Here is a 22,894-nt window from a genome sequence, read left to right as displayed (position 1 = left end):
TAAGCGCTGTTTTCATTTGTTTTAAAATCTGTTATCATTCATTAATGAAAACGTTTGCGCCTGGATTTTTCGATTTAAAAATGAAATGGGGTAGCATGATGGAAAAACAATGGTGGAAAGAAAGTGTTGTATATCAAATTTATCCACGTAGCTTTATGGATAGTAATGGTGATGGAATTGGTGACCTTCGCGGAATCATTTCAAAGCTTGATTATTTACAAAACTTAGGTATAGATGTAATTTGGTTATCACCAGTCTATGAATCTCCCAATGATGATAATGGCTATGATATTAGTGATTATCGTAATATTATGGATGAGTTTGGAACAATGAACGATTGGGACGACTTATTAAGTAAAATGCATCAACGTGATATGAAATTAATGATGGATTTAGTTGTTAACCATACTTCTGATGAACATAATTGGTTCATCGAATCTCGTAAGTCAAAAGATAACCCGTATCGAGATTACTATATTTGGCGTCCTGGGAAAGATGGAAAAGAGCCAAATAACTGGGAAGCGGCTTTTAGTGGATCTGCTTGGCAGTATGATGAAGCGACAGATGAATATTATTTACATTTATTCTCTAAAAAGCAACCAGATTTAAATTGGGATAATGAAATAGTGCGAAAAGATGTTTATGAGATGATGGAGTTTTGGCTTGAAAAAGGAATCGATGGTTTTCGTATGGATGTGATTAATTTTATTTCTAAAACAGAGGGATTACCAACTGTGAAAACGGAGAAAGAAGGTTATGTATCAGGCCATCAATACTTTATGAATGGACCAAATATTCATGCATACTTACATGAAATGAATCAGAAAGTATTGTCGAAATACGATATTATGACTGTTGGTGAAATGCCGGGTGTAACAACAGAGGAGGCTAAACTGTATACAGCTGAAGAACGTCAAGAATTACAAATGGTATTTCAGTTTGAACATATGGATTTAGATTCTGGAAAAGGAGGAAAATGGGACGTAAAGCCATGCTCACTCTTAACGTTAAAGCGTAATTTAACAAAATGGCAGAAAGCGTTGGAACAAACAGGATGGAATAGTTTGTATTGGAACAATCATGACCAGCCCCGTGTTGTCTCACGCTTTGGTAACGATAAAACATACCGCATAGAATCAGCGAAAATGTTAGCGACGGTACTTCATATGATGAAAGGTACTCCTTATATTTACCAAGGAGAAGAAATTGGGATGACAAATGTTCACTTTGATTCGATTGATGAGTACCGAGATATTGAAACGCTGAATATGTACCGTGAAAAAGTAATAGAGCGTGGTGAAGATGAAGAAAAAGTAATGCAATCGATTTATATAAAAGGGCGAGATAATGCTAGAACACCAATGCAATGGGATGATGGAAAGCACGCTGGATTTACAGCTGGAGAACCATGGATTGCATTAAATTCTAATTATAAAGAAATTAATGTGACACAAGCGTTGCAGGATAAAAATTCTACTTTTTATTACTATAAAAAATTAATTGAACTTCGTAAAAAACATGAAATCATTGTGTATGGAACATATGATTTAATTTTTGAAGAACATCCATCTGTTTTTGCCTATATGCGGACATGGAAAGATGAGAAAGTACTTGTCATTGCGAACTTTACTGAGAATGAGTGTGTATTTGAAATACCAGAAGAGGTAAATTATAATAGTTCAGAATTATTGATACACAATTATGATGTGCAAAATGAAACAATTAAGAGTATCGATTTACAGCCATATGAAGCGAGGGTATACAAGTTAAAATAATGAAAAGCCTTGGGTCAGAAATGACACAAGGCTTTTATATTTTACCATTTCAAAATTGAAAATCCATATGGTGGAAGTGTAACCTGTAATGAGTCTGCTTCTGCTGAAAATTCTTCGTTTGTATATAAATTTACAATTTTTTTACCGGCGATATCAAAAGGTATAGGAGCTGAAATTTCTTGGTTTGTTGGATTTAAAACAAAAAATATCGTTTCTTCTCCGTATGTTTTCGTATAAGAAATGTAACCTTGTTCATCGTTTACTTCAATACATTGGAATAATCCATGTCCACCAAATGCTTTATATTGTCTTCGTAATGAAATTAATCTTTGTATATGCTTAAATAATACTGTATCTTGCTTATCTTCATCCCAGACCATACATTTCCGGCACCCAGGATCCATTCCGCCATCCATACCGATTTCATCACCGTAATAAACGCATGGTGAACCGATGAAAGAAAGGTGGAATAAATAAAGTAGTTTTACTTTATTTTTATTTCCTTTACAGGTTGTTAAAATTCTCGGTGTATCATGGCTGTCTAATAGATGAAAAGCAGCTTCGTTTACGTTCATGGAATAGGAGTGAAGAGAAGCTGTAATTTGTTCCATAAATTCACTTGCCTCAATTGTTTCGTTTGCAAAGTAAGAATGCAGAGCATTTGTAACAGGATAGCTCATGACGGCATCGAATTGATCACCTTGTAACCATGGCTGAGCATCATGCCAAATCTCTCCTAAAATATAGACTTCAGGGTTAATTGCTTTTATTTCACTACGGAATTCTCTCCAAAAGCTATGATCAACTTCGTTTGCTACATCGAGGCGCCAGCCATCAATGTGAAACTCTCGTACCCAATAACGCCCTACTTTGAGTAAGTATTCTTTTACATCTGGATGGGCTGTATTTAATTTAGGCATATATGGTGTAAAGGCGAAGGTATCGTAGTTCGGAAGTGGCTCTGTTACAATTGGAAATTCGTGAATATGAAACCAGTTGGTATAGCGAGATTGCTTTCCTTTTTTGAGAACATCTTGAAATTTATCAAAGAAATATCCGCTATGATTAAAAACGGCATCTAGCATTACTTTTATACCTCGCTTGTGGCAGGCGTTAACAAGTTTTTTAAAAGTTTCCTTCGTCCCAAATTGCGGATCAATTTCCATGTAATCAATTGTGTCATATTTGTGATTAGAGTGTGCTGTAAAGATTGGAGTGAAGTAGATTCCGGAAATACCAAGTTTTACAAGGTAATCAAGGTGCTGGATAACTCCAGCGAAATTTCCGCCAAAAAAGTTAGTAGTTGTTGGATCAGTGCTCCCCCAAGGAAGAGTATCAGCTGGATTACATGAAGGATCTCCATTAGCAAAACGTTCTGGGAAAATTTGATACCACACTGTATCTTTTATCCATGAAGGAGTTCTAAAAACATCCTGTTCATGAATAAATGGAAAGCAAAAAAAGTTGCCAACATCATCATTAGGTGTTTCAGGGAAAAAGCCGCGTTCTGTATAGACGATCGTTTCTGTATTATTTTTTAGTTCAAATCCATATCGTAAGCGCTTAAAGTTCGGTTCGATTGAAACGAACCAATAATCAAATAAATCTGTTGAGCCGCTCTTTTTCATCGGTATGTTTGCTGTGATCCACTTTCCATCTTGCCATTCATAAGGATCGCCATGAATGAGTGAGGCGATATCTACATCATTTTTTTTTGTGCGCAATCGAATATGGAGCGTTTTTTCATCGTAAGCGTATGCGTAATTATCTTTCGGTCTATGGTATATTGCTTCTTTAAACATATAGAAAATCCCCCTTTGATATCTCGATAAATAATAATATATTGCAAACGATTGCTTTTTATATAACTTCAATATTGCTTATAAGAGTAGTATTCATTTTATATAAAGTCAATGGATATAAAGAAAGACTTCATGAATTTTTTGAAAAATACATAAAGAAAATATTTGCAAAATATATAAAAGAATGTATAATGATAGACAAATAGCGCAAACGTTTTCATAGATTAGAAGATTGTTTGCGCTTCTATAAAACTTGTAAGTGCAAACGTTTTCATTTTAGTCGATTATTACATATAACTTAGGGAGGTTTTGAGGGTGAAGAAAGCATTATCATTATTAACAGTTTCAGCTTTGACAATTGGTATGTTATCGGCATGTGGTCCGAAAGATTCAGGAAAAAAGGAAGCGAGTAAAGAGAAGAAAGATTATGACCTTCTTGTTTGGGAAGATCTGAAAAAAGGTCCTGCATTAGAACCAGCAGTAAAAAGCTTTGAAAAAAAATATAATGTAAAAGTAAAAGTGGCCGAAATTCAAATGACAGATCAAACAAAAAAACTACGTTTGGATGGTCCAGCAGGTACCGGACCTGATGTTGTAACATTACCGCATGATCATATTGGAAATGTTGTTACTGAAGGGTTAATTGATGAAGTAAAGGTTGATGATGCTGTAAAGAGCAAATTTACCGATTTATCTATAGAAGCTCAAACATATAAAGGGAAATTATATGGTTTGCCAAAGGCGATCGAAACACCTGTATTTATTTATAATAAAAAGCTTATGCCAAAGGCACCAGAAACAATGGATGAATTATATAATTTCTCGAAAGATTTCACAAAAGATGGTAAGTACGGATTTTTAGCACTAGGAGATAATTTATATTTTGCAAATGCATTTATGGCTGGTATGGGAGGGTATGTATTTGGTGAGAAAGATGGAAAACCGAATACAGCCGATATCGGATTAAATAGTAGTGGCGCGGTACAAGGGATGGAATATATTCAAAAATGGTACAAGGAGAACTTGTTCCCAAAAGGTATTATTGGTGAGTCTGGTGGGGCAGCTGCAGATGGATTGTTTAATGAAGGAAAAGCTGCATCCATTATGAATGGTCCATGGGCATTTCAAGCTATGGAGAAAAACGGAATTGATTATGGTGTAGCACCGATGCCAAAATTACCAAATGGTCAACCGATGAAAACTTTTGTTGGTGTAAAAGGATGGCATGTAACAAGCTTTTCAAAAAATAAAGATTTAGCAACGAAATTTGTTGATTGGGTAACAAATGAAGAAAATGCAAAAATTCGTTATGAAAAATCAAAAGAAATTCCGCCTGTAAAATCATTAATGGAAGATCCAATGATTAAAGACAGTGAAGCTGCAAAAGCAATAACGAAACAGGCTGAGACAGGTATTCCAATGCCGAATATTTCAGAAATGCAAGAAGTATGGGAGCCTGCAAGATTTGCATTAGAGTTACTTGCAGCTGGAAAACAAGAACCAAAACCAGCACTTGATGAAGCTGTGAAACAAATTAAAGGAAACATTGAAGCAAACCATAGTAAGCAAAAATAAGACGGAATTCGTATCTCTTATAAAGAAGGGATACGAATTCTCCTCCTTCCAAGGGGAAGAAAAAAGGGGGAAGAAATATGCAAGCATCCATTGAACCAATGCAAGAGGTAAATGGTTCAAAATACCGCAAAACAGCCGCGATGTTGTCAATCATTCCAGGCGTTGGTCAAATATACAATAAACAATATGTAAAAGCTCTTATCTTTCTTGTATTAACAGGTTCATTTATCGTAGCATTTGCGGATTTGTTAAATATGGGATTGTGGGGAATTGTTACACTTGGTACAGAGGTTCCTCGGGATCATTCTATCTTTCTATTAGTAGAAGGGATTTTAGCACTAATTGTTATTGCGTTTGGACTAGGAATATATGCTTTTAATTTATATGATGCCTATCAAAATGGGAAAAAACGTGATATAGGAATACCGTTAAATTCTGTGAAAGAACAATACCGTAATTTATTAGATCAAGGTTTTCCATATTTGATGGTTTCTCCGGGATTTCTGTTATTGATTTTTGTAGTTGTGTTTCCAATTATTTTCGTATTCTTAATTGGATTTACAAACTATGATTTATATCATTCTCCACCAGCGAAATTAGTCGAGTGGGTTAGTTTTAAAAACTTTACTGATATTTTCACATTACCAATGTGGAGGGATACATTCTTAAGTGTATTCTCTTGGACTGTGATTTGGACATTTGTCGCGACTACTTTACAAGTAGCACTTGGAATTTTCTTAGCAATATTAGTGAATCAGCCTGGTATTAAAGGGAAAGCAGTGATTCGTACAATCTTTATTTTACCGTGGGCAGTTCCAGCATTCGTATCCATCCTTGTCTTTGCTGGTATGTTCAATGAATCATTTGGAGCAATTAATAATCAAGTGTTAGCGCTATTTGGAATTGAAAAAATTGCTTGGATGACAGATCCATTTTGGGCAAAAATTGCTTTGATTTTTATTCAAACATGGCTTGGTTTCCCATTTATTTTTGCAATGACAACAGGTATACTGCAATCGATTCCAGGGGAATTGTATGAAGCTGCTACAGTAGATGGAGCAACGGCATGGCAACAATTTCGTAAAATTACATTGCCGCTTGTTCTATATGCAACAGCACCAATCTTAATTACACAATATACATTTAACTTTAATAATTTCAGTATTATTTACCTATTTAATGGCGGGGGGCCTGCTGTTTCGGGACAAAATGCAGGTGGAACAGATATTTTAATTTCCTGGATCTATAAATTAACAATGACATCAGCGCAATACGGAAAAGCAGCGGCACTTACGATGATTTTATCGTTAATTGTTATTTCTGTGGCGTTATGGCAATTTAAAAGAACAAAATCATTCCAAGAAGAGGATATGATGTAAATGAATATAAAACGACAGAAGATGTTACGTCTTTCATTAAGTTATTTCGTCATTTTCATAATGTGTGTCATTATTTTCTATCCATTACTATGGATTGTTGGTTCATCGTTTAATCCAGGAGATAGTTTATCAGGATCAAGTATTATTCCGAAAAATGCAACGCTAGATCATTATCGAGACCTACTTAATCTTGATAAGAGTAATTATTTACTTTGGTACAAAAATACACTGAAAGTTAGTGTATTGACGATGATCTTCTCAGTACTATCCATTAGTTTCACCGCTTATGCTTTTTCAAGATATCGTTTTGTCGGAAGAAAGAATGGATTATTAACGTTTTTAATTCTACAAATGATACCGAATTTTTCAGCGTTAATCGCACTCTATGTATTAGCGCAGTTGACAGGATTAATTGATACGCATCTAGCGTTAATCTTAATTTATGTGGGCGGAGCAATTCCAATGAATACGTGGCTTATGAAGGGTTACTTTGATACGATTCCAAAAGAATTAGATGAGTCGGCTCGTATGGACGGGGCAGGGCACTTCCGGATTTTTTGGCAAATTATTATGCCGCTCGCAAAACCAATTGTGGCAGTTGTAGCTTTATTTACCTTTATTGGTCCGTTTACAGATTTTATTTTAGCAAGTATCATTTTACGGACACCAGAAAACTATACATTAGCTGTTGGATTATATGAAATGGTAGCGAAGAAATTTGGTAATGAATTTACAACATTTGCAGCGGGTTCCGTATTAATTGCTATACCGATTTCAATTTTGTTCTTATCATTGCAAAAATATTTTATTTCTGGTTTAACAGCTGGAGGTACGAAAGGATGAAAATGGGACATTATGTCCCATTTCTCTTTTTTAGGGAGAATTTCGATTCATATGACATTGTAAGGGGAAAGATGTGAAAAAAATAGTATATTATAGTATAGGAAAATAAGCTTGTATCCCTTACAATACATGAAGAGGGAGAATATTAGTTTACATTAATATAATTTTTTGAGGAATGAAATAAAGTAATGGCGGCTTTCGTTTTCTCCTACTACCTGTAGAACTGCAGGATAAAAATAGATATGAATGAAGAATTAGAAGAGAGGAGGAGATTTTATGACAGTTACAATTAAAGATGTAGCGAAAAAGGCAAATGTTGCGCCTTCCACTGTGTCTCGTGTAATTGCTGATAATCCAAGTATAAGTGAAAAAACAAAGCGCCGTGTCCGTAAAGTAATGAGTGAACTAGGGTATCATCCAAATTTAAATGCGAGAAGCCTTGCGAATCAAACAACAAAAACAATCGGTCTTGTTATGCCGAGTTCTGCAAGTAAAGCATTTCAAAATCCATTTTTCCCAGAAGTAATTCGAGGGATTAGCTCGTTTGCACATGTCGAAGGTTATGCGTTGTATATGTCAACTGGTGAAACAGAAGAGGAGATTTTTAATGGCGTTGTGAAGATGGTACAGGGTCGTCAAATCGGCGGAATTATTCTTCTTTATTCACGTGAGAACGATCGTATTATTCAATATTTACATGAACAAAATTTCCCATTTGTTTTAATTGGAAAACCATACGAAAGAAAAGATGAAATTACATATGTAGATAACGATAACTATACAGCTGCAAGAGAAGTAGCGGAATACTTAATTTCACTTGGCCATAAACAGATAGCGTTTATTGGCGGTGGTTCTGATTTACTTGTTACGAAAGATCGTTTAGCTGGAATGAGCGATGCTTTAAAACTAGCTGACATTATGTTGCCAGATGAATATATTTTACATTTTGATTTTTCAAGAGAGGGTGGTCAGCAGGCTGTAGAAGAGTTAATGGGACTTGAAAAGCCGCCGACGGCAATTATGGCAACAGATGATTTAATCGGTCTTGGGGTGTTAAGTGCGCTTGCCAAAAAAGGGCTTGCTGTACCAAAAAATGTTTCAATCGTGAGCTTTAATAATGCTTTATTATCTGAAATTGCGAGCCCGCCGCTTACAACTGTTGATGTGAATATTTATCAATTAGGGTATGAGGCTGCAAAAGCGTTAGTTGATAAGGTGGAGCATTCCGAGTCCACTTCAAAATGCATTATTATTCCGCATAAATTACTGAAGCGCCAAACTTGTGATCATTATGCGTAAAAAGCTAAGAGTGTTATCTCTTAGCTTTTTGTTTTAAAAATTCTTCTAAACGATCGCAGCCTTCTTTTAGTGTTTCCATACTATAAGCGTATGAAAGACGAATATACCCTTCACCATACTCTGAAAATGCTGTTCCTGGAACAACAGCGAGTCTAGCTTCTTTAACAAGATCAATGGCAAAATCAAATGATGAGGATGTAAGATTTCCAACGTATGGGAATAAATAAAAGGCACCAGTTGGTTTCTCAACAGTTAAGCCCATTTGAATCAGTCTGTTGTATACGTAATCACGGCGTTTTTTATATTGATGACGCATCATTCGCGGTGCATCTTTTGCTGCTGTTAACGCTTCGATTGCAGCGTATTGTGCGATTGAAGTTGCACATGTAACGTTGTATTGATGAACTTTCAAAATATGCCCTGTTAAATAGCTTGGAGCAAATAAAAGACCGATGCGCCAGCCTGTCATTGAATGTGATTTTGATAGTCCATTAATGACGATTGTTTTATTACGCATTTCTGGAAAATGAGCGATGGATGTATGACTATCTTCATATACAAGCTCACTATAAATTTCATCAGAAAGAACGAAAATGTTTTTATCTTTTAAAACAGATACAATATCTGTTAGTTCTTCTTTTGACAGTGTAACACCAGTCGGATTAGAAGGATAAGGTAAAACGATGCATCTTGTTTGATCTGTAATTGCATTTTGAATCGCTTCTGCTGTTAATCGAAATCCAGTTTCACGAACATCTACAAACACAGGGATTGCCCCGCACAGTCTAATAATGGGTTCATAGCCTGGATAAATAGGAGCTGGTAAAATAACTTCTGTTCCAGGTTCTAAAATAGTACGAAATGTAACATCGATCGCTTCACTAGCACCGATTGTAACGATGGTTTCGTTTTCAGGTGAATAGTGTAAATCGTAATTTTCCTTTAGAAAATGACAAGCTGCATTGCGTAATTCTAATAGGCCGGCGTTGTGTGTATAGCTCGTATAGTTTTCTGTAATCGCTCGTTTAGCAGCTTCTTTGACTAAAGAATGAGTTGGAAAATCAGGTTGTCCAATTGTTAAAGAAATGAGATTATCATAGTTTTGAATCATATTAGAGAATTGACGAATACCGGAAATTTGGATATCCTTCACTCTAGGATTAATGAATTGTTCCATTTTGTCTCCCTTTCTTCCGTTTACAAAATTTCTTTTATTTTATCATAAATTTTATATTTTCGCTTTGGAGCGCAAAAAAAAAAGCCGCTTAAAGCGACTTTTTAATACCCATATTCCCAATCTATTTCATCTTCATTCCAAAGAACTGAAGAAACTTTTCCAAGGTGTACCACAGATTCATTCACAGCGCATGTGCAATTTTCTTCCCCAGCTTTGTCTTGCAATTCTTCGTATACTGATTTATCCACATTTTCGAGAACGACCAAATTCTCCTCTTTTAAAACAAGCGTAGTTCCTGTCATAGTTATCATCCTCCTACTAAAATAATAATCACTTCTTTGTACACGTAGATAGTATGGATTATATGCTGTATGTTATTATGGTTGTCTGTTTATTGGACTATGTTTTATTTTATTTGTTAACCCGTATTCATTGTATACTGCATCATGGTAGTTTGGTACAGGGTTTACAATCATTTCGGAAAGTTGTAACATTTCTTAACGTTTATTCACAAATAATTTACAAATATGTTAAGAAAAATCTAAATTTTAAAACAAAAGAAACTGTAAAATGATATAATCATATCAAAATACATATAGGGGATGAGAGGCTATGGAGCTAATTCGTGACTTAATGATCCAAGTCGCGATCATTATTTTGCCACTGTTTTTATATGAAGCGATTCGTCTAAACCGTTATCAAGATATGCTTCCAAAGCCCAATCGCTACTTTATTATGTTCTTATCTAGTATTACGCTTGTTCTCTCTATGACGTATCCGATTTGTTTTGTCGATGCTTGTAGTTACAATTTCCATGCGATTCCGATTATGAGTGCTTTTTTGTATGGTGGGATTGTAGGGATTATCCCAGCTTGTATTTTTATTGTATACGAATGGTTTTTGAATGGTTTACAGTGGTTTCGGATAATAGAAGTTTTATGTCTTGCAATCATTCCTTTCCTGCTATCAAAAAAGTGGTCTGTTTTTCCGAGAGAAAAAAAACTTATTGTGGCCTTTATTATTTCATCTTTGTATGTTCTTGTCGGTTTAGTGTGTAGTATGTTTGGGATTTTACTGAGAGTAGGCTTTACGCCACCTATGTCGCATTTGTATAGTGGATACATATTTGCTTCCTTTATTATGGTTATGACAATGGTATTTCAAGTGTATTTAACAGAGTATTTAAATGAAAATGCATTGTTACGTACAGAAATGCAAAAATCTGAAAAGTTAAACATTATAAGCGAGCTAGCGGCAAGTGTAGCACATGAGGTGCGAAATCCCCTCACAGTTGTTCGAGGGTTTATTCAGCTATTAGAGAGTACAGAAGATATGAAGAATAAGGACTATATGCGTCTTGTACTAGCTGAGCTTGATCGGGCCGAACAAATTATTTCGGATTACTTAAATTTAGCTAGACCGCAAATTGAAAAAAAGGAACATATATGTTTATCAGCGCAGCTCATAGAAATGACTACTTTAATGTCTTCATTTGCGGCTATGCAAGGCGTTTATTTACAAGTTGAAATTTCTGAGAGCCTTTATACGATTGGTGATAAGACAAAGTTAAAGCAAGCGATTATGAATATCGTTAAAAATGGAATTGAAGCGATTCAAGAAAACAAAGGGTATTTAAAAGTAACCGCCATTCAAAAAGATGATGTGATTATAGTGCGAGTAAAAGATAGTGGCGTTGGAATGACGAAAGAACAGCTAGCAAGGCTTGGACAACCGTATTATTCATTAAAAGAAAAAGGAACGGGTCTAGGGCTTATGGTTACCTTTAGTATTTTACAAGCACATAATGGTACGCTGGAATATAAAAGCGAGAGTGGAAAAGGAACGGAAGCAATTATTACATTACCAGCAGTTAGAAATAAGGAATAAAAGTTACCGATATAAGGTAACTTTTTTATTTATCTATATAAATTCAAGTTGAAAAAACGACATAAACTCCTTCGTTTTAGTTGGGAGAGAGGATCCAGCCATGCATAGAAGCGGTCAGAGCCTTTTCCTGCCCCATGCCAAGTAAAAATAGAAAGAGAAAACAACTAACGGTTACTTTTTCTGCTTCGCGTGAGCGACTTATATGTCGTAAAACTAAAATAGATTTATATACGTGAAAATGAAAGGCTTGTAAAGCTTCTACCTTGGATGATGAAAAGCTAACGATGAAGGTTTTATTCATTTGTTTTTTCTGGTTTGACTCGAATAAATAAATTTTTAAATGATTGAAATAAGCTTTGCTCCTTTGAGGCGGCGATTAGTCGTTTTGTTTCTTGAATTTCACGAATGACTTGCATAAGCTGTGCATCTCGATTGTTGTCTTTATTGTAAACGTGATTGACAAGCTTGTTCATTTTTTCTTCTTGCTTTGATTCACGCTTATACATATGATTCATCAATAAGTCCATTTTTTCTTTTTGTAGGGCATCTGTTTGAGCTGCGTGATCAATAAGCTCTTGCAGCATTTCTTCTTGTGTACCTTCTTTTACATAAACTTGTTGCATTAATTCATCTAGTTTTTCATCTTTTAAGCGGTTTTGTGTAATTAAGGTAGAGTTTTGATGAATAATTGCTTCGTTTAATTGGGCGAGCATCTCAAGTTTTAACATGAATTCTTCAAAGTTTCGGTCTTCTTCTTTCGCATGTACTTCTTGATTTTGTTTTAACATCGGTACAGGTGGACTGTCTTTTTCTTTTAAAATGATAGGAATTGTTTCTGTAATATCTTCTTGTAAAGTGGCTGCTCGTTCGTGAATTGATTTTAAAAGCTTCATATCATCCATTTTATATATACGAGCATCAGCAGTTTTTGCAATCATATAACCATGTTGTTCTAAAAGTTGACTATATTTTCGAACTATATGTTTCGGGATTCCTGTTTTATTTGTAACATCCTTCGTTTTATATGTCGCCTCCATAACATTTCCTCCCCAAAAAGTATCGTATATACAAATTCCATCTTTTATTTAGACTTCCTTTGAAAAAGAATGTCGGAAGTCTAGAAGTTTTCTACATGATTAGCAAAAAGTTGCATAAAAATGAATGTTTTTGGCGTAAAGGGGAGGAAGGGATAAAATAATGTCTGAAAACATATATGGAGGAAGTTTGTTATAATAGCCTAGGAAAAGAAATTGGGTCGAAAAACGGAGGTACATATATGAAACAATTAAAAGGCATTATCATTTCGATTATTGCTATTCTTTCTATTTTAGTTGCTGTCTATGAAGCGTTTATACCAACAGAACCAAAGAGTAAGAAAGAAGTTACATATGATCAAGTTCTAGAATTTCCAAAAGAACGTTATCCAGAGACGGGGAAACATATAGCAGATGCGATTAAAGAAGGGCATTCTAAAGTATGTACGATTGATCGAAGTGGTGCAGCTGATAGAAGAAAGTTGTCTCTAGCTCCATATCCAGCAAAAAAAGGGTACGATCGTGATGAATGGCCAATGGCAATGTGCAAAGAAGGTGGAAAAGATGCGCATATTGAATATATTAACCCTGCTGATAATAGAGGCGCAGGTTCATGGGTGGGAAATAAGCTAGATAAGTACCCAGATGGGACACGTGTGAAGTTTGAGGTTAAGTAGTAGAAGGGAATGGTGCTTGTGGAATTAACAATTTCCTACTCACAATTAATCGTGATGAATTATGATGGGGAACAGCCTTATGTAGACTGGACGAATGAAGATTTTGAGAGGGGATACGCTGAAGCAGAAGGAGTAATTATTTTTGAGGCACTTTCTGATTATACGTGTGAAATCAAAGCAACAGTTGGGAAGCGTATTGAGAAAGAAGAGACAATGAGAACGATATCAGTCCCTTTTAGGGTGGGGGACGAAGGAGTTTTTGTAAGGAGTATTCTTTCTGACAAATTTCCCATTTCAATTCCAAAAGGTGATTATCTGTTGGTACTACAAGCAATACCGCTTGAGGAACCAACAGATGATGAATTGTACAAGATACAATATGAATTGTTTTTTGAAAAGAAAGAGTAAAAAAAAGGCCACGGTATCGTGGCTTTTTCTTTTAAACTTCGTTACAATGAAGAACGGAAGAAGGTGTAAATATACGCCAAGTTTGCGGCGTAATCTTATCATTTATTGGATCGGCTGCTTTTCAACATCGTGCGGATTAAGTTTGGTTATTCTATTTGTGTTTCTTTATATAGAAGAACTAGGAATTGATGATGTGAATAAATTAGCGTAATTGTCAGGAAGTTCATTTTATTTTTATTTGTACCACCTTGTTATTGGCGATGAACGCTAGTTGAAATATAGAATAAGGGTATCCTTTTAAAGGACACTCTTATTTCCTTATGCGTTTGTTTTTAGAAGAGAGCGGGCCTCTTTAGCAGCTTGAACCATATGCTCTAAAGCAGGTATAACTTCTTCTGTTCTTCTTGTTTTTAAACCACAGTCTGGGTTAATCCAGAAGTATTTTGGATCACATACTTTTAAGGATTGTTCTACAATTGTATACATTTCATTTTTACTTGGAACACGAGGGCTATGAATATCATAAACTCCTAAACCAATCCCTTTTTCATATGTTGTATGTTCTAATGTATGAATGAATTCACCATGACTTCTTGATGTTTCGATAGAAATAACATCGGCATCTAATGCACGAATTGCATCTACGATATCTTCGAAGTTACTGTAACACATATGTGTGTGAATTTGTGTTTCATTCGCTACAGAAGAAGTTGCTAGAAGGAATGATTGAACAGCCCATGTAATATATGTGTTCCAATCTTTTTCTTTTAGCGGCATTCCTTCGCGAAGTGCTGGTTCATCGACTTGAATAACACGGATACCGGAAGATTCAAGCAATTTAATTTCATGACGAAGTGCTAATGCGATTTGGTAAGAAACTTCTTTTCGTGAAATATCATTCCGAACGAATGACCAGTTTAGAATGGTCACAGGACCTGTTAACATGCCTTTTACAACTTTATCTGTAAGGCCCTGGGCATATGCGGTTTCTTTAATTGTCATCCCATTAATAAAGGCAACATCACCATAGATTACAGGTGGTTTTACACAGCGGGAACCGTATGATTGAACCCAACCATTCTTAGTGAAAGAGAAACCAGCAAGTCTTTCGCCAAAGTATTCTACCATATCAGTTCGCTCAAATTCACCATGAACGAGCACATCAAGGCCGATTTCTTCTTGATATCGAATCCATTTTTCAGTTTCTTTTTCAATAAATTGTTCATATTGTTCATTTGTAATGTCACCGCTTCGCCATTGTTTACGCGTTTGACGAACTTCAGTAGTTTGCGGGAAGCTACCGATTGTTGTTGTTGGAAGTAGCGGTAACTGTAATGCTTCTTGTTGCAAAGCATAACGTTGTTCAAATGGAAGAGGACGAGAGAAATCTTCTTCTTTAAGAGTTGCTCTTGCTGTTTGTACATCTTCACGATTACGTGCAGCTGAAGATCGAATTGCTTCATGAGCGCTACGGTAAGTAGCTAATTCCGTACTAACACTTTCTGCACCCTCAGAAAGCGCGCGTTTAATAAGTGTAAGTTCTTCTAATTTTTGATTTGCAAATGCAAGGGCATCAAATAGTTCTGTTGATAAGTGTGTTTCTTCCGTTTTATCAATTGGAGTATGTAATAAGCTACATGAAGGCTGAACGATCCACTCTTTCGGTGTAATGTGACCTTGTAATGTTTTAAATAAAGAAAGGACTTCGTCAAGATCAGCTCTCCAAATGTTACGGCCATCTATACAACCGACTGCTAAAATTTTATCGGATGGGAATCCATACTCTAAAACTGTGTTTACATTACCTTCTTTACCGTGAACAAAGTCCAATCCAATGCCGGATACAGGGAATGTAATAATTTCTTCATAGTTCTCTTCTACACTATCAAAATAAGTTTGTAAGATAAGAATTGCATTTGGAACGCTTTTACGAATTGTCGCGTAAAGTTCTTTCGCCTCTACTATTTCTTCTTTTGTTAAAGATGCAAAAATTGGTTCATCAATTTGGATGAGTTTTGCACCAGCTTCGTGTAATTCAGTTAATAGCTGTACATAAGGAGCAACTAGTTGATTTAAAATAGTAGCAAATTGCTCTTGTTTATATCCTTTTGCTAATTTTAAGAATGTATAAGGTCCTAATATAACTGGTTTTCCATCAACGCCTAATTCTTGTTTTGCTTCTTCGTATAAGCGAAGTGGTCGATTGTCTTTTAAAGAAATCTCCAATCCTTCTTCATATTCTGGAACAATATAATGATAGTTTGTGTTAAACCATTTTGTCATTTCGGAAGCCACGTGATCTTTAGAGCCACGTGCCATTGCAAAATATACATCAAGATAAGAAGTGCACTCTGAAAAACGAGATGGAATAAAGCCAAGCATGTAGGCTGTGTCCAGCACATGATCATAATATGTAAAGTCGCCAATTGGAACTAAATTGATTCCTTTTTCTTGCTGAGCTTTCACATGTTGAAGAAGAATTTCTTTCATTGTTGTTGAAAATTGCTGCTCATCAATCTTATTTGACCAAAAAGCTTCCAACGTTTTTTTCCATTCTCTGTGTAACCCAATTCGTGGATACCCTAAATTACTTGTTTGAATTGCCATTTAAAATTCCTCCCTAATTGAAAGTAAGCATTTCCGTTTACTCGGAAATGCATGTAACGAAAAGTATAAAGGTACAGAAAATAGCCCTCTCTTCTCGTTCATAACACCTAATCATCATCCGTGAGTCTATCAGTGTTGTTAAAATAGGCAGGTCTCCTGGCTTATGCTTCATATGACTTCTTTCACCTTCCCGTTTTCACAGTGGTATAGAAAAGAAGTCTCTGCACTTACAGTGGCGGGACCGCGTTGGAATTTCACCAAACTTCCCTTTTCAACACGAACTCAGAAATGTCGTGTACCTATTTTCCTTTTGAAAGGAATTTAACAAGCGAATATGATATTGAAACAAATTCTAACATAATTTTTTGAATTTTGTCTACTGTTTTAAAATAAGAATATTTATAAAAACATAATTTTCACCATTATGAAAATTATGATTTTATAAATGGGATGGAATCAAAGGTTCTATGTTTGTTTTCAACATGAATGATGAGGATTTATGTCTAAATAAGAGAGAAGAAATAATAAAGAGCATAAGGCGGTGGATGGTAGGGAGAATGATCAGTGAGGAAAATCCCCACTGATAAAGTGTCAATTTACATTCATTCCTATTTCTGAAAGGCGACCAGCACTTGCATCTTTATGGAGTTCATTTAACCAACGTAATTCAACAGTAATATGTTCAATAACACTGTTGAAAATATAAAGCTGTGCACGCGGAACATTTTCCTTGCTATGTTCGTATATGGATTGCATCGTATGTAAATATTGAATTGTGTCATCTCTCTTTTTTTCTAAAATAGGAATGATTGTTTTTTCATCACCAAAGTGAGAGAAGGATAGTGCTGAATAGATTGGTTTATATATTTGGTTTTTTGCCTCGAATTGCTTTAAAAGCAGTGTATGGAAAAATTCTCTTCCAGTTTCAGTTATATGGAAAATTGTCTTATCTGGTCGATTGGTATCTCGTACAACATTTGTAACCGCAATTGCCCCTTGTTTCTCCAATTGTTCAAAGGCGTAATAGAGGGATCCTTTTGCGTATTTAATATAACAATTCATTTGTCGTTCTTTCATTATATGCTGCACTTCATATGGATGTTTATCTCCTTCGAGTAGCAAGCCGAGAATGACTAATTTCATGCTCACGCTGTCTCAACTCCTGTAATATAAACTTTATACATATTATAAACGGTATATCTCTTTATCGAAAGAGATATACCGTTTCATTTTGGTGTGTATTAACTTACCTGTTTCTGTTTTTTCTTTGTTCCCGTTAAGAGACGTTCTTTACCCATCAGTATAATACAGATAATACTTAGAACAGCTGGGATAAGCGCCCAGCAAAATGTATCGGCAATAGATGTCCCAAGTGCTTGTTTAATTCCATCCAATATTTGAGGTGGAATTTTTTCAGTAGCATGTGGTGACAATAAAAAGCTTGTGTCTCCACCTGTTGGTACCATTTTTTCTAATTCTGGAGGGAAAACAGCTTTTAATTTATCAGTGAAAATCTGATTTTGAATCGTACCGAAAATTGTCACACCAAGAGTCATTCCAAGAGAACGGAAGAAAGAGTTTGTTGATGTAGCAGAGCCGCGATCTCTCATTTCTAAATTGTGAATAGAAGACATACTTAAAATAGAGAATGAGAAGCCAACTCCAAGCCCAGTTAGAATCATAAAGGTTGTTACGAGTGTACGTGATGTTTCTAGTGTTAATGTGCCAAGTGAATAAATCCCAAGTACAAAGAAAATTCCAGATACGATCATAATGTTACGGTAACTTGTTCGAGACGCCAATTGTCCACCTACTTGACTTCCGACTACAGAACCGACCATCATTGGTGTTAAAATTAATCCTGCATTAGATGCTGAACCGCCAAGAACGCCTTGGACAAAGATTGGAATGTAAACTGTACAAATAATAAAAGTTGCTCCATAGAAAAAGGCAACACCTTGGCTCGCTGCAAATAAGCGCTTTTTAAATAAATGGAAAGAAATAATTGGCTCTGTTGCTCGTCTTTCTACGAAGAAGAAGATAATAAGCATAATAGCAAAAGTAGCAAATAAGCCAAGAATCATATTAGAATTCCAAGCATATTCCTTACCACCAAGTTCTAGAGCAAACATTAAGCAAACAATGCTTATTACAAGTGTAATGGCACCAGCCCAATCGATTTTTTGTTTTCTATATTGTAGAGATTCTTTGTAGTACTTCGAGATGAAGAAGAAGGAAATAAGCCCTAATGGAATATTGATATAAAAGACCCAGTGCCAACTTATATAATCAGTAATATAAGCCCCTAATAAAGGACCGAATACGCTTGATGTTCCAAAAACTGCTCCAAATAGTCCAGTCATTTTCCCTCGTTTTTCCGGCGGGAATATATCATACATGATTGTGAATGCAATTGGCATTAAAGCGCCGCCACCAATTCCTTGAATCGCTCTATAGATACTTAACTGTTCAATACTTGCTGCTGTACCGCAAAGAATAGAACCAAGCAAAAAGAGAAGCAATCCACCGATATAAAAACGTTTACGTCCATACATATCAGATAATTTCCCAAAAATCGGCATCCCTGCCATTGTTGCTACCATATAAGCTGATGTGACCCAAACAAATTTATCAAATCCTCCTAGGTCTCCAACAATTGTCGCCATGGCAGTGGCAACGATTGTATTATCCATTGCTGCCATTAAAATACCAAGTAACAATCCGGCAACAACAAACTTTGTTTTACTTACTTTGTTTTGAGATGCTTGTTCTTGCAAACATACCCCTCCTTTTATATAAGATCAACTGTTCTGTAGGAAAATCTTATTAGTAGTTCGTACTTTAGCATGTCTTTATGTATGACTATAATTTCACTATTCCTTTTATAAGAGAAGATAGTGCCATAAAGAATAGAAAGCATAAATCATATTATAGTCAAATTTGACTAAAAGGCAAATTTTTTTATTTTATCCCGCTATTTTGGGGCAGTAATATTCCCACCTCAAGATTTAGCGAAAGCTCAGAGGTTAGGTGAGAGCTAATAATCAGTGGGGGATGAAGAAAATCTCTACTGAATTAAAGTTTCACTTTATAGCTTTTAATATTGAAGAAACAAAAGGAATCTAGCGAATGAAGGAGTGTATAGCTATTTAAAATGGTTTTTTAATCACGTCGTCGAATAAGATAAAGAAGAAAGATAAAAATGTTGAAGACGTGTATTTTTATTGGAATAAATAGGGGAATGTTTTAAGGTGAACGAATTGGAGAAGGGTAGTTTATTATTTAGGAGAGCAGAATAAATTTGTACAGATAATACCATCTGGAATGAGGTGAATTGTGATTGTGAAAATGTGGGAAATAAGTCTAGATAAAGAATTGTTTCCGTTGTCTTTACAACCTGTTATGTGGATGGAAGGTGGTTCTAAAGAAGTTACGAGCAAACAGTCTAATCCAAATGTAGCGGTAACATTACAAATTCGCAGTAAAAAAGAAAAGTGTTTTTCACAAGAAGTTGTTTATGATGTACATGAAATTCTTTTTATTCAATTAGAAGTTGAAAACATAGGAAGCGAAGAAATTTCTTGCGTAATCGTTAGTCATATGATTCGTGATCATTTTGCATATATCCCTAATACATTACAAACGAGTAAAGGGACGGGAGAGTTTTTATTCCAACTTGTAAGGTGGAGGATTGATGAATTACTACCAGGTGAAAAAGCTCAATTAATCTGTCAGGTGAAAGCATCACGTATACAAATCCCGTCTCATATTTCGTTACGTGCTACATACACATTTCAGCAGAAGGGCCGATTATATGGACCACTTCAAACAAAAGAAGCAATATTGATACAACAATAAAAAGGAGCCCCGGGAAGTGGGTTCCTTTTTTAATGCAAATTATGCTTCTTTAGTAATTCTTTTTGTTCCAGGCCTTTTTTTCCTACATAGTTATTTTTATATCCGAAGTATAAAATAAATAAGAAAGAAGCAACATTTATGATAGCATCAATTTGGTCATTTGTAATAAAAGAAAGCCCGAATGATTCAAATAATAGTTTTAATGATAAGAGAAATCCGGCTAAAAAACGAATGACGTCTGAAATATTTTCTCTTTGTAACATCTTTTTCTCCTTTCGGTAATGGATATATATATTATAAATACAAATTGAAAGACCGACATAAAACCTTTTTTTAGGTGGTAGAGAGCATCTGGCCATGCAGACCCTTTTCCTGCCCCATGCCAAGTTAAAACAAAGAGAGAAAACAAGTAGCGGTCACTTTTCGTTCTTCATAGCATCGATTTATATGTTGGAAAATCAAAATAGATATATACTATATATATGAAATAGAAAAGAAAATGAATACAAGTTTAAGAGAGAAAATGTACGAAAAATACGTACATTTTTGTTTTGTAAAAAAATATTATTGATATAGAAGCATACAGTATGATTAGTAATGCAAGATGTATAGATGCTCAATCCTTTTTGCTTTACTTATAATTTATATTATATAAAAGGTATTCAGTTATTATTTTAGACGGTAACTTATCCAGGAGAGCGAAAATCATTAGAAGAGCTATGAAATAAAGTGAGAACTCAATCGTATAACATAGAGATTAAAAAAATAGAGAATTATAAAAGTTTTTTCGTAACAATTTCATCTCTTTTGTTACAAAAAAATGATTTTTTGTAACAAAAGTCTTTAAAAATAGATTTAAACATCATATAATTGTAATGGATGTGTCAATACATTTTGCACAATGTTTTTTTATTTAAAAGTGTAGGGAAAACAATCTCTACACTTTTCCTTTTGAGGGAACAAAAAGAATATTTGTAAATTGTTGCAAGTAAACCTTTACACTGTGTAAAATGAACAAGAAAAGATTGATAGAAAGAGAGAAGGGGAATGGTAGAATGATAGACGTGAGGAGCCGACGATCACCTTTGATCAGGTGGCTAGTTATAATTGCTATTGCAATTAGTGCTATCGCGGCGGGGTTTTTCATATTTCAATCCTTTACATCACCTGCAAGAGCTGTAGCCACTCAGGTAAACCCAATCCAGCTTGCTAGTGAACAGGTAAAAGTTGAGTTGGATAAAAAAGCACCGGTGAAATTTAATGGGGAAGTACATAAAGTGGCATACTTAACTTTTGATGATGGGCCGAGTGAATTTCAAAAAGAAATTTTAGATATCTTAAAGAAAAATGAAATAAAAGGAACATTTTTCATGATTGGTGGAAACATCCCTTCTCATACAGAGAGTGTGAAACGTTTAGTAAAGGAAGGACATTATCCAGGTGTTCATAGCATGACACATGATTATGCCAAACTGTATAAACAAGGACAGTTTGTAGAAGAGATGAAACAAGCGCAGAAAATTGTGAAAGATGTTACAGGGATGGAACCTAAGCTTGTTCGTTGCCCGTACGGAAGTATGCCAGGGCTTAATCAAGCATTGCGGGACCAAATGGCAACAGTAAATATGAAAGAATGGGACTGGACTATTGATTCTTTAGATTGGAAATTACCAGGGAATCCGAATGGTGTAGTACAAAATGTCATTTCAGGGGCTAAACAAGAACGTGAAGTCATTTTAATGCATGAAAAAAAACAAACTGTACAAGCATTGCAAACAATTATTGATGATCTTCGTAAAAAAGGGTATGAGTTTGAAGTGTATGAAGAAGCTGCTCATTTTCCATTAAATTTTTGGCATGATGATCGTATATAAGTAGGAGGAAAAAAAGTTGAAATATAATAAAATAGCAATTGTAGCGGCTTTATCTATGACATTATTAGCTGGTTGTTTCGGACCAAAACCAGAAGAGGAATTATATGTAGCATTTGAAAATGCTGCGAAGCAAGAAAAGCCAATGTTTGAAGACGCGAAAAAATTAGAGGCATTAGAAAAAGAAGGCCAAACATTATACGGTCAAATCGTGCAAGAAGGAAAAGATAATAATCAAGCTGCGAAAGAAAAATTAGATCAAGCAATGAAAAATACAGCAGAACGTGGAAAAGTAATTGATAAAGAAAAAGAAGCATTAAACAAAGCACAAGAAGAAGTGAAATCGGTTGATAAATATGTGAAAAAAATCGAGAATGGTAAGTTAAAAGAACAAGCAGACAAAGTAAAGAATACTTACGAAAAACGATATGAGTCTTTTAAGAAGATGTATGACAACTATAGTAAATCATTAAAGTTAGAAAAAGAATTATTCACAATGCTTCAAGATAAAGGAGCAAAATTAAAAGATATTAGTGAGAAAGTAAAAACGGTGAACCAATCTTATAAAGATATTGATGCTGAAAAAGATAAGTTCAACGAATATACAAAATCATATAATACAGAAAAAGTAGCATTTTATAAACAAGCGAACATTAAAATAAAAGAAGAGAAGAAATAAAGCAGGTTGGCCATTATGGCCAA

Annotated in this window: 19 protein-coding genes and 1 riboswitch; of the genes, 11 read left to right on the top strand and 8 right to left on the bottom strand. The window is 34.9% G+C overall.

All coding sequences use genetic code 11. The features are described 5' to 3' along the window. The first annotated feature begins 98 nt into the window (after positions 1-98). On the top strand, positions 99-1,775 hold the full coding sequence (locus JDS96_RS16310; RefSeq protein WP_199667393.1) for a glycoside hydrolase family 13 protein: 1,677 nt from the start codon (positions 99-101) through the stop codon (positions 1,773-1,775). Between the two features lie 41 nt (positions 1,776-1,816). Here the strand turns inward: JDS96_RS16310 and JDS96_RS16305 are convergent, their stop codons facing one another. After that, positions 1,817-3,577: an alpha-glycosidase gene (locus JDS96_RS16305; protein WP_199667392.1), complete on the bottom strand. Its 1,761-nt coding sequence runs from the start codon at positions 3,575-3,577 to the stop codon at positions 1,817-1,819. Between the two features lie 315 nt (positions 3,578-3,892). Here JDS96_RS16305 and JDS96_RS16300 point away from each other — a divergent pair, with 315 nt between their 5' ends. The 4 genes from JDS96_RS16300 to malR all read left to right on the top strand — a co-directional run bounded on the left by JDS96_RS16300 (position 3,893) and on the right by malR (position 8,673). Next, positions 3,893-5,152, top strand: coding sequence for a sugar ABC transporter substrate-binding protein (locus tag JDS96_RS16300; RefSeq protein WP_199667390.1), 1,260 nt, complete (start codon positions 3,893-3,895; stop codon positions 5,150-5,152). Positions 5,153-5,229: 77 nt separating this feature from the next. Continuing rightward, positions 5,230-6,531, top strand: coding sequence for a sugar ABC transporter permease (locus tag JDS96_RS16295; protein WP_006095830.1), 1,302 nt, complete (start codon positions 5,230-5,232; stop codon positions 6,529-6,531). Then, positions 6,532-7,374: a maltosaccharide ABC transporter permease MalD gene (gene malD, locus JDS96_RS16290; RefSeq protein ID WP_016116108.1), complete on the top strand. Its 843-nt coding sequence runs from the start codon at positions 6,532-6,534 to the stop codon at positions 7,372-7,374. A gap of 276 nt (positions 7,375-7,650) precedes the next feature. Then, the gene (gene malR / locus JDS96_RS16285; protein ID WP_003199897.1) at positions 7,651-8,673 is read left to right on the top strand and encodes a maltose operon transcriptional repressor MalR; all 1,023 of its coding nucleotides are present in this window, start codon (positions 7,651-7,653) and stop codon (positions 8,671-8,673) included. Between the two features lie 13 nt (positions 8,674-8,686). On the opposite strand, the gene JDS96_RS16280 is transcribed toward malR, so the two are convergent. Together JDS96_RS16280 and JDS96_RS16275 are read right to left on the bottom strand one after the other, a co-directional pair. Continuing rightward, entirely contained in the window at positions 8,687-9,850 is a 1,164-nt protein-coding gene (locus tag JDS96_RS16280) for an aminotransferase A (protein ID WP_199667388.1), read from the bottom strand. Between the two features lie 101 nt (positions 9,851-9,951). Next, positions 9,952-10,152 carry a hypothetical protein gene (locus JDS96_RS16275; RefSeq protein ID WP_003199899.1) on the bottom strand — a complete coding sequence of 67 codons (201 nt, stop codon included), beginning with the start codon at positions 10,150-10,152 and terminating at the stop codon, positions 9,952-9,954. A 310-nt stretch (positions 10,153-10,462) separates the two neighbouring features. Between JDS96_RS16275 and JDS96_RS16270 the strand changes: the two genes are divergently transcribed. Further along, positions 10,463-11,737, top strand: coding sequence for a sensor histidine kinase (locus JDS96_RS16270; RefSeq protein WP_199667386.1), 1,275 nt, complete (start codon positions 10,463-10,465; stop codon positions 11,735-11,737). Between the two features lie 293 nt (positions 11,738-12,030). Here the strand turns inward: JDS96_RS16270 and JDS96_RS16265 are convergent, their stop codons facing one another. Further along, positions 12,031-12,774, bottom strand: a complete 744-nt coding sequence (locus tag JDS96_RS16265; RefSeq protein ID WP_003199901.1) for a DUF3967 domain-containing protein — start codon at positions 12,772-12,774, stop codon at positions 12,031-12,033. 239 nt (positions 12,775-13,013) lie between these two features. On the opposite strand from JDS96_RS16265, the gene nucA reads away from it, so the two are divergent. Beyond that, positions 13,014-13,448, top strand: coding sequence for a DNA-entry nuclease (gene nucA / locus JDS96_RS16260; protein WP_029426887.1), 435 nt, complete (start codon positions 13,014-13,016; stop codon positions 13,446-13,448). An 18-nt stretch (positions 13,449-13,466) separates the two neighbouring features. Continuing rightward, the gene (gene comJ / locus JDS96_RS16255) at positions 13,467-13,856 is read left to right on the top strand and encodes a competence protein ComJ (protein ID WP_098148787.1); all 390 of its coding nucleotides are present in this window, start codon (positions 13,467-13,469) and stop codon (positions 13,854-13,856) included. Positions 13,857-14,174: 318 nt separating this feature from the next. Here the strand turns inward: comJ and metE are convergent, their stop codons facing one another. The 3 genes from metE to JDS96_RS16240 form a co-directional block, all read right to left on the bottom strand. Continuing rightward, positions 14,175-16,463 carry a 5-methyltetrahydropteroyltriglutamate--homocysteine S-methyltransferase gene (gene metE, locus JDS96_RS16250; protein ID WP_199667384.1) on the bottom strand — a complete coding sequence of 763 codons (2,289 nt, stop codon included), beginning with the start codon at positions 16,461-16,463 and terminating at the stop codon, positions 14,175-14,177. A 129-nt stretch (positions 16,464-16,592) separates the two neighbouring features. Then, positions 16,593-16,781: riboswitch (cobalamin riboswitch) on the bottom strand. Positions 16,782-17,054: 273 nt separating this feature from the next. Next, on the bottom strand, positions 17,055-17,612 hold the full coding sequence (locus JDS96_RS16245) for a PadR family transcriptional regulator (RefSeq protein WP_199667383.1): 558 nt from the start codon (positions 17,610-17,612) through the stop codon (positions 17,055-17,057). A 92-nt stretch (positions 17,613-17,704) separates the two neighbouring features. Continuing rightward, positions 17,705-19,240 (bottom strand): MDR family MFS transporter, encoded by a 1,536-nt coding sequence (locus JDS96_RS16240; protein ID WP_199667382.1) that lies wholly within the window; start codon positions 19,238-19,240, stop codon positions 17,705-17,707. A gap of 565 nt (positions 19,241-19,805) precedes the next feature. Here JDS96_RS16240 and JDS96_RS16235 point away from each other — a divergent pair. Next, entirely contained in the window at positions 19,806-20,321 is a 516-nt protein-coding gene (locus JDS96_RS16235) for a hypothetical protein (RefSeq protein WP_199667404.1), read from the top strand. A gap of 29 nt (positions 20,322-20,350) precedes the next feature. Here JDS96_RS16235 and JDS96_RS16230 read toward each other — a convergent pair whose 3' ends face one another. Next, positions 20,351-20,584 (bottom strand): phage holin, encoded by a 234-nt coding sequence (locus JDS96_RS16230; RefSeq protein ID WP_003199911.1) that lies wholly within the window; start codon positions 20,582-20,584, stop codon positions 20,351-20,353. A 792-nt stretch (positions 20,585-21,376) separates the two neighbouring features. On the opposite strand from JDS96_RS16230, the gene JDS96_RS16225 reads away from it, so the two are divergent. Then, on the top strand, positions 21,377-22,195 hold the full coding sequence (locus JDS96_RS16225; protein WP_199667380.1) for a peptidoglycan-N-acetylglucosamine deacetylase: 819 nt from the start codon (positions 21,377-21,379) through the stop codon (positions 22,193-22,195). A gap of 55 nt (positions 22,196-22,250) precedes the next feature. Beyond that, positions 22,251-22,871: a YkyA family protein gene (locus tag JDS96_RS16220; RefSeq protein WP_050774439.1), complete on the top strand. Its 621-nt coding sequence runs from the start codon at positions 22,251-22,253 to the stop codon at positions 22,869-22,871. Positions 22,872-22,894 lie beyond the last annotated feature (23 nt).

This window comes from Bacillus cereus group sp. N21 (genome assembly GCF_016483395.1).
Classification (GTDB): Bacteria; Bacillota; Bacilli; order Bacillales; family Bacillaceae_G; genus Bacillus_A; species Bacillus_A pseudomycoides.
Note: the sequence above shows the minus strand (reverse complement) of the source record. Positions and strands in the feature narration are given on the sequence as shown.

Bases quoted from the DNA above. Each gene is read 5' to 3' on its own strand.
- JDS96_RS16280 (WP_199667388.1), bottom strand. From the start codon at position 9,850: ATGGAACAATTCATTAATCCTAGAGTGAAGGATATCCAAATTTCCGGT.
- JDS96_RS16270 (WP_199667386.1), top strand. From the start codon at position 10,463: ATGGAGCTAATTCGTGACTTAATGATCCAAGTCGCGATCATTATTTTG.
- JDS96_RS16305 (WP_199667392.1), bottom strand. From the start codon at position 3,577: ATGTTTAAAGAAGCAATATACCATAGACCGAAAGATAATTACGCATAC.
- malR (WP_003199897.1), top strand. From the start codon at position 7,651: ATGACAGTTACAATTAAAGATGTAGCGAAAAAGGCAAATGTTGCGCCT.
- JDS96_RS16310 (WP_199667393.1), top strand. From the start codon at position 99: ATGGAAAAACAATGGTGGAAAGAAAGTGTTGTATATCAAATTTATCCA.
- JDS96_RS16295 (WP_006095830.1), top strand. From the start codon at position 5,230: ATGCAAGCATCCATTGAACCAATGCAAGAGGTAAATGGTTCAAAATAC.
- metE (WP_199667384.1), bottom strand. From the start codon at position 16,463: ATGGCAATTCAAACAAGTAATTTAGGGTATCCACGAATTGGGTTACAC.
- nucA (WP_029426887.1), top strand. From the start codon at position 13,014: ATGAAACAATTAAAAGGCATTATCATTTCGATTATTGCTATTCTTTCT.
- JDS96_RS16265 (WP_003199901.1), bottom strand. From the start codon at position 12,774: ATGGAGGCGACATATAAAACGAAGGATGTTACAAATAAAACAGGAATC.
- JDS96_RS16275 (WP_003199899.1), bottom strand. From the start codon at position 10,152: ATGACAGGAACTACGCTTGTTTTAAAAGAGGAGAATTTGGTCGTTCTC.
- JDS96_RS16225 (WP_199667380.1), top strand. From the start codon at position 21,377: ATGATAGACGTGAGGAGCCGACGATCACCTTTGATCAGGTGGCTAGTT.
- malD (WP_016116108.1), top strand. From the start codon at position 6,532: ATGAATATAAAACGACAGAAGATGTTACGTCTTTCATTAAGTTATTTC.
- JDS96_RS16230 (WP_003199911.1), bottom strand. From the start codon at position 20,584: ATGTTACAAAGAGAAAATATTTCAGACGTCATTCGTTTTTTAGCCGGA.
- JDS96_RS16220 (WP_050774439.1), top strand. From the start codon at position 22,251: ATGACATTATTAGCTGGTTGTTTCGGACCAAAACCAGAAGAGGAATTA.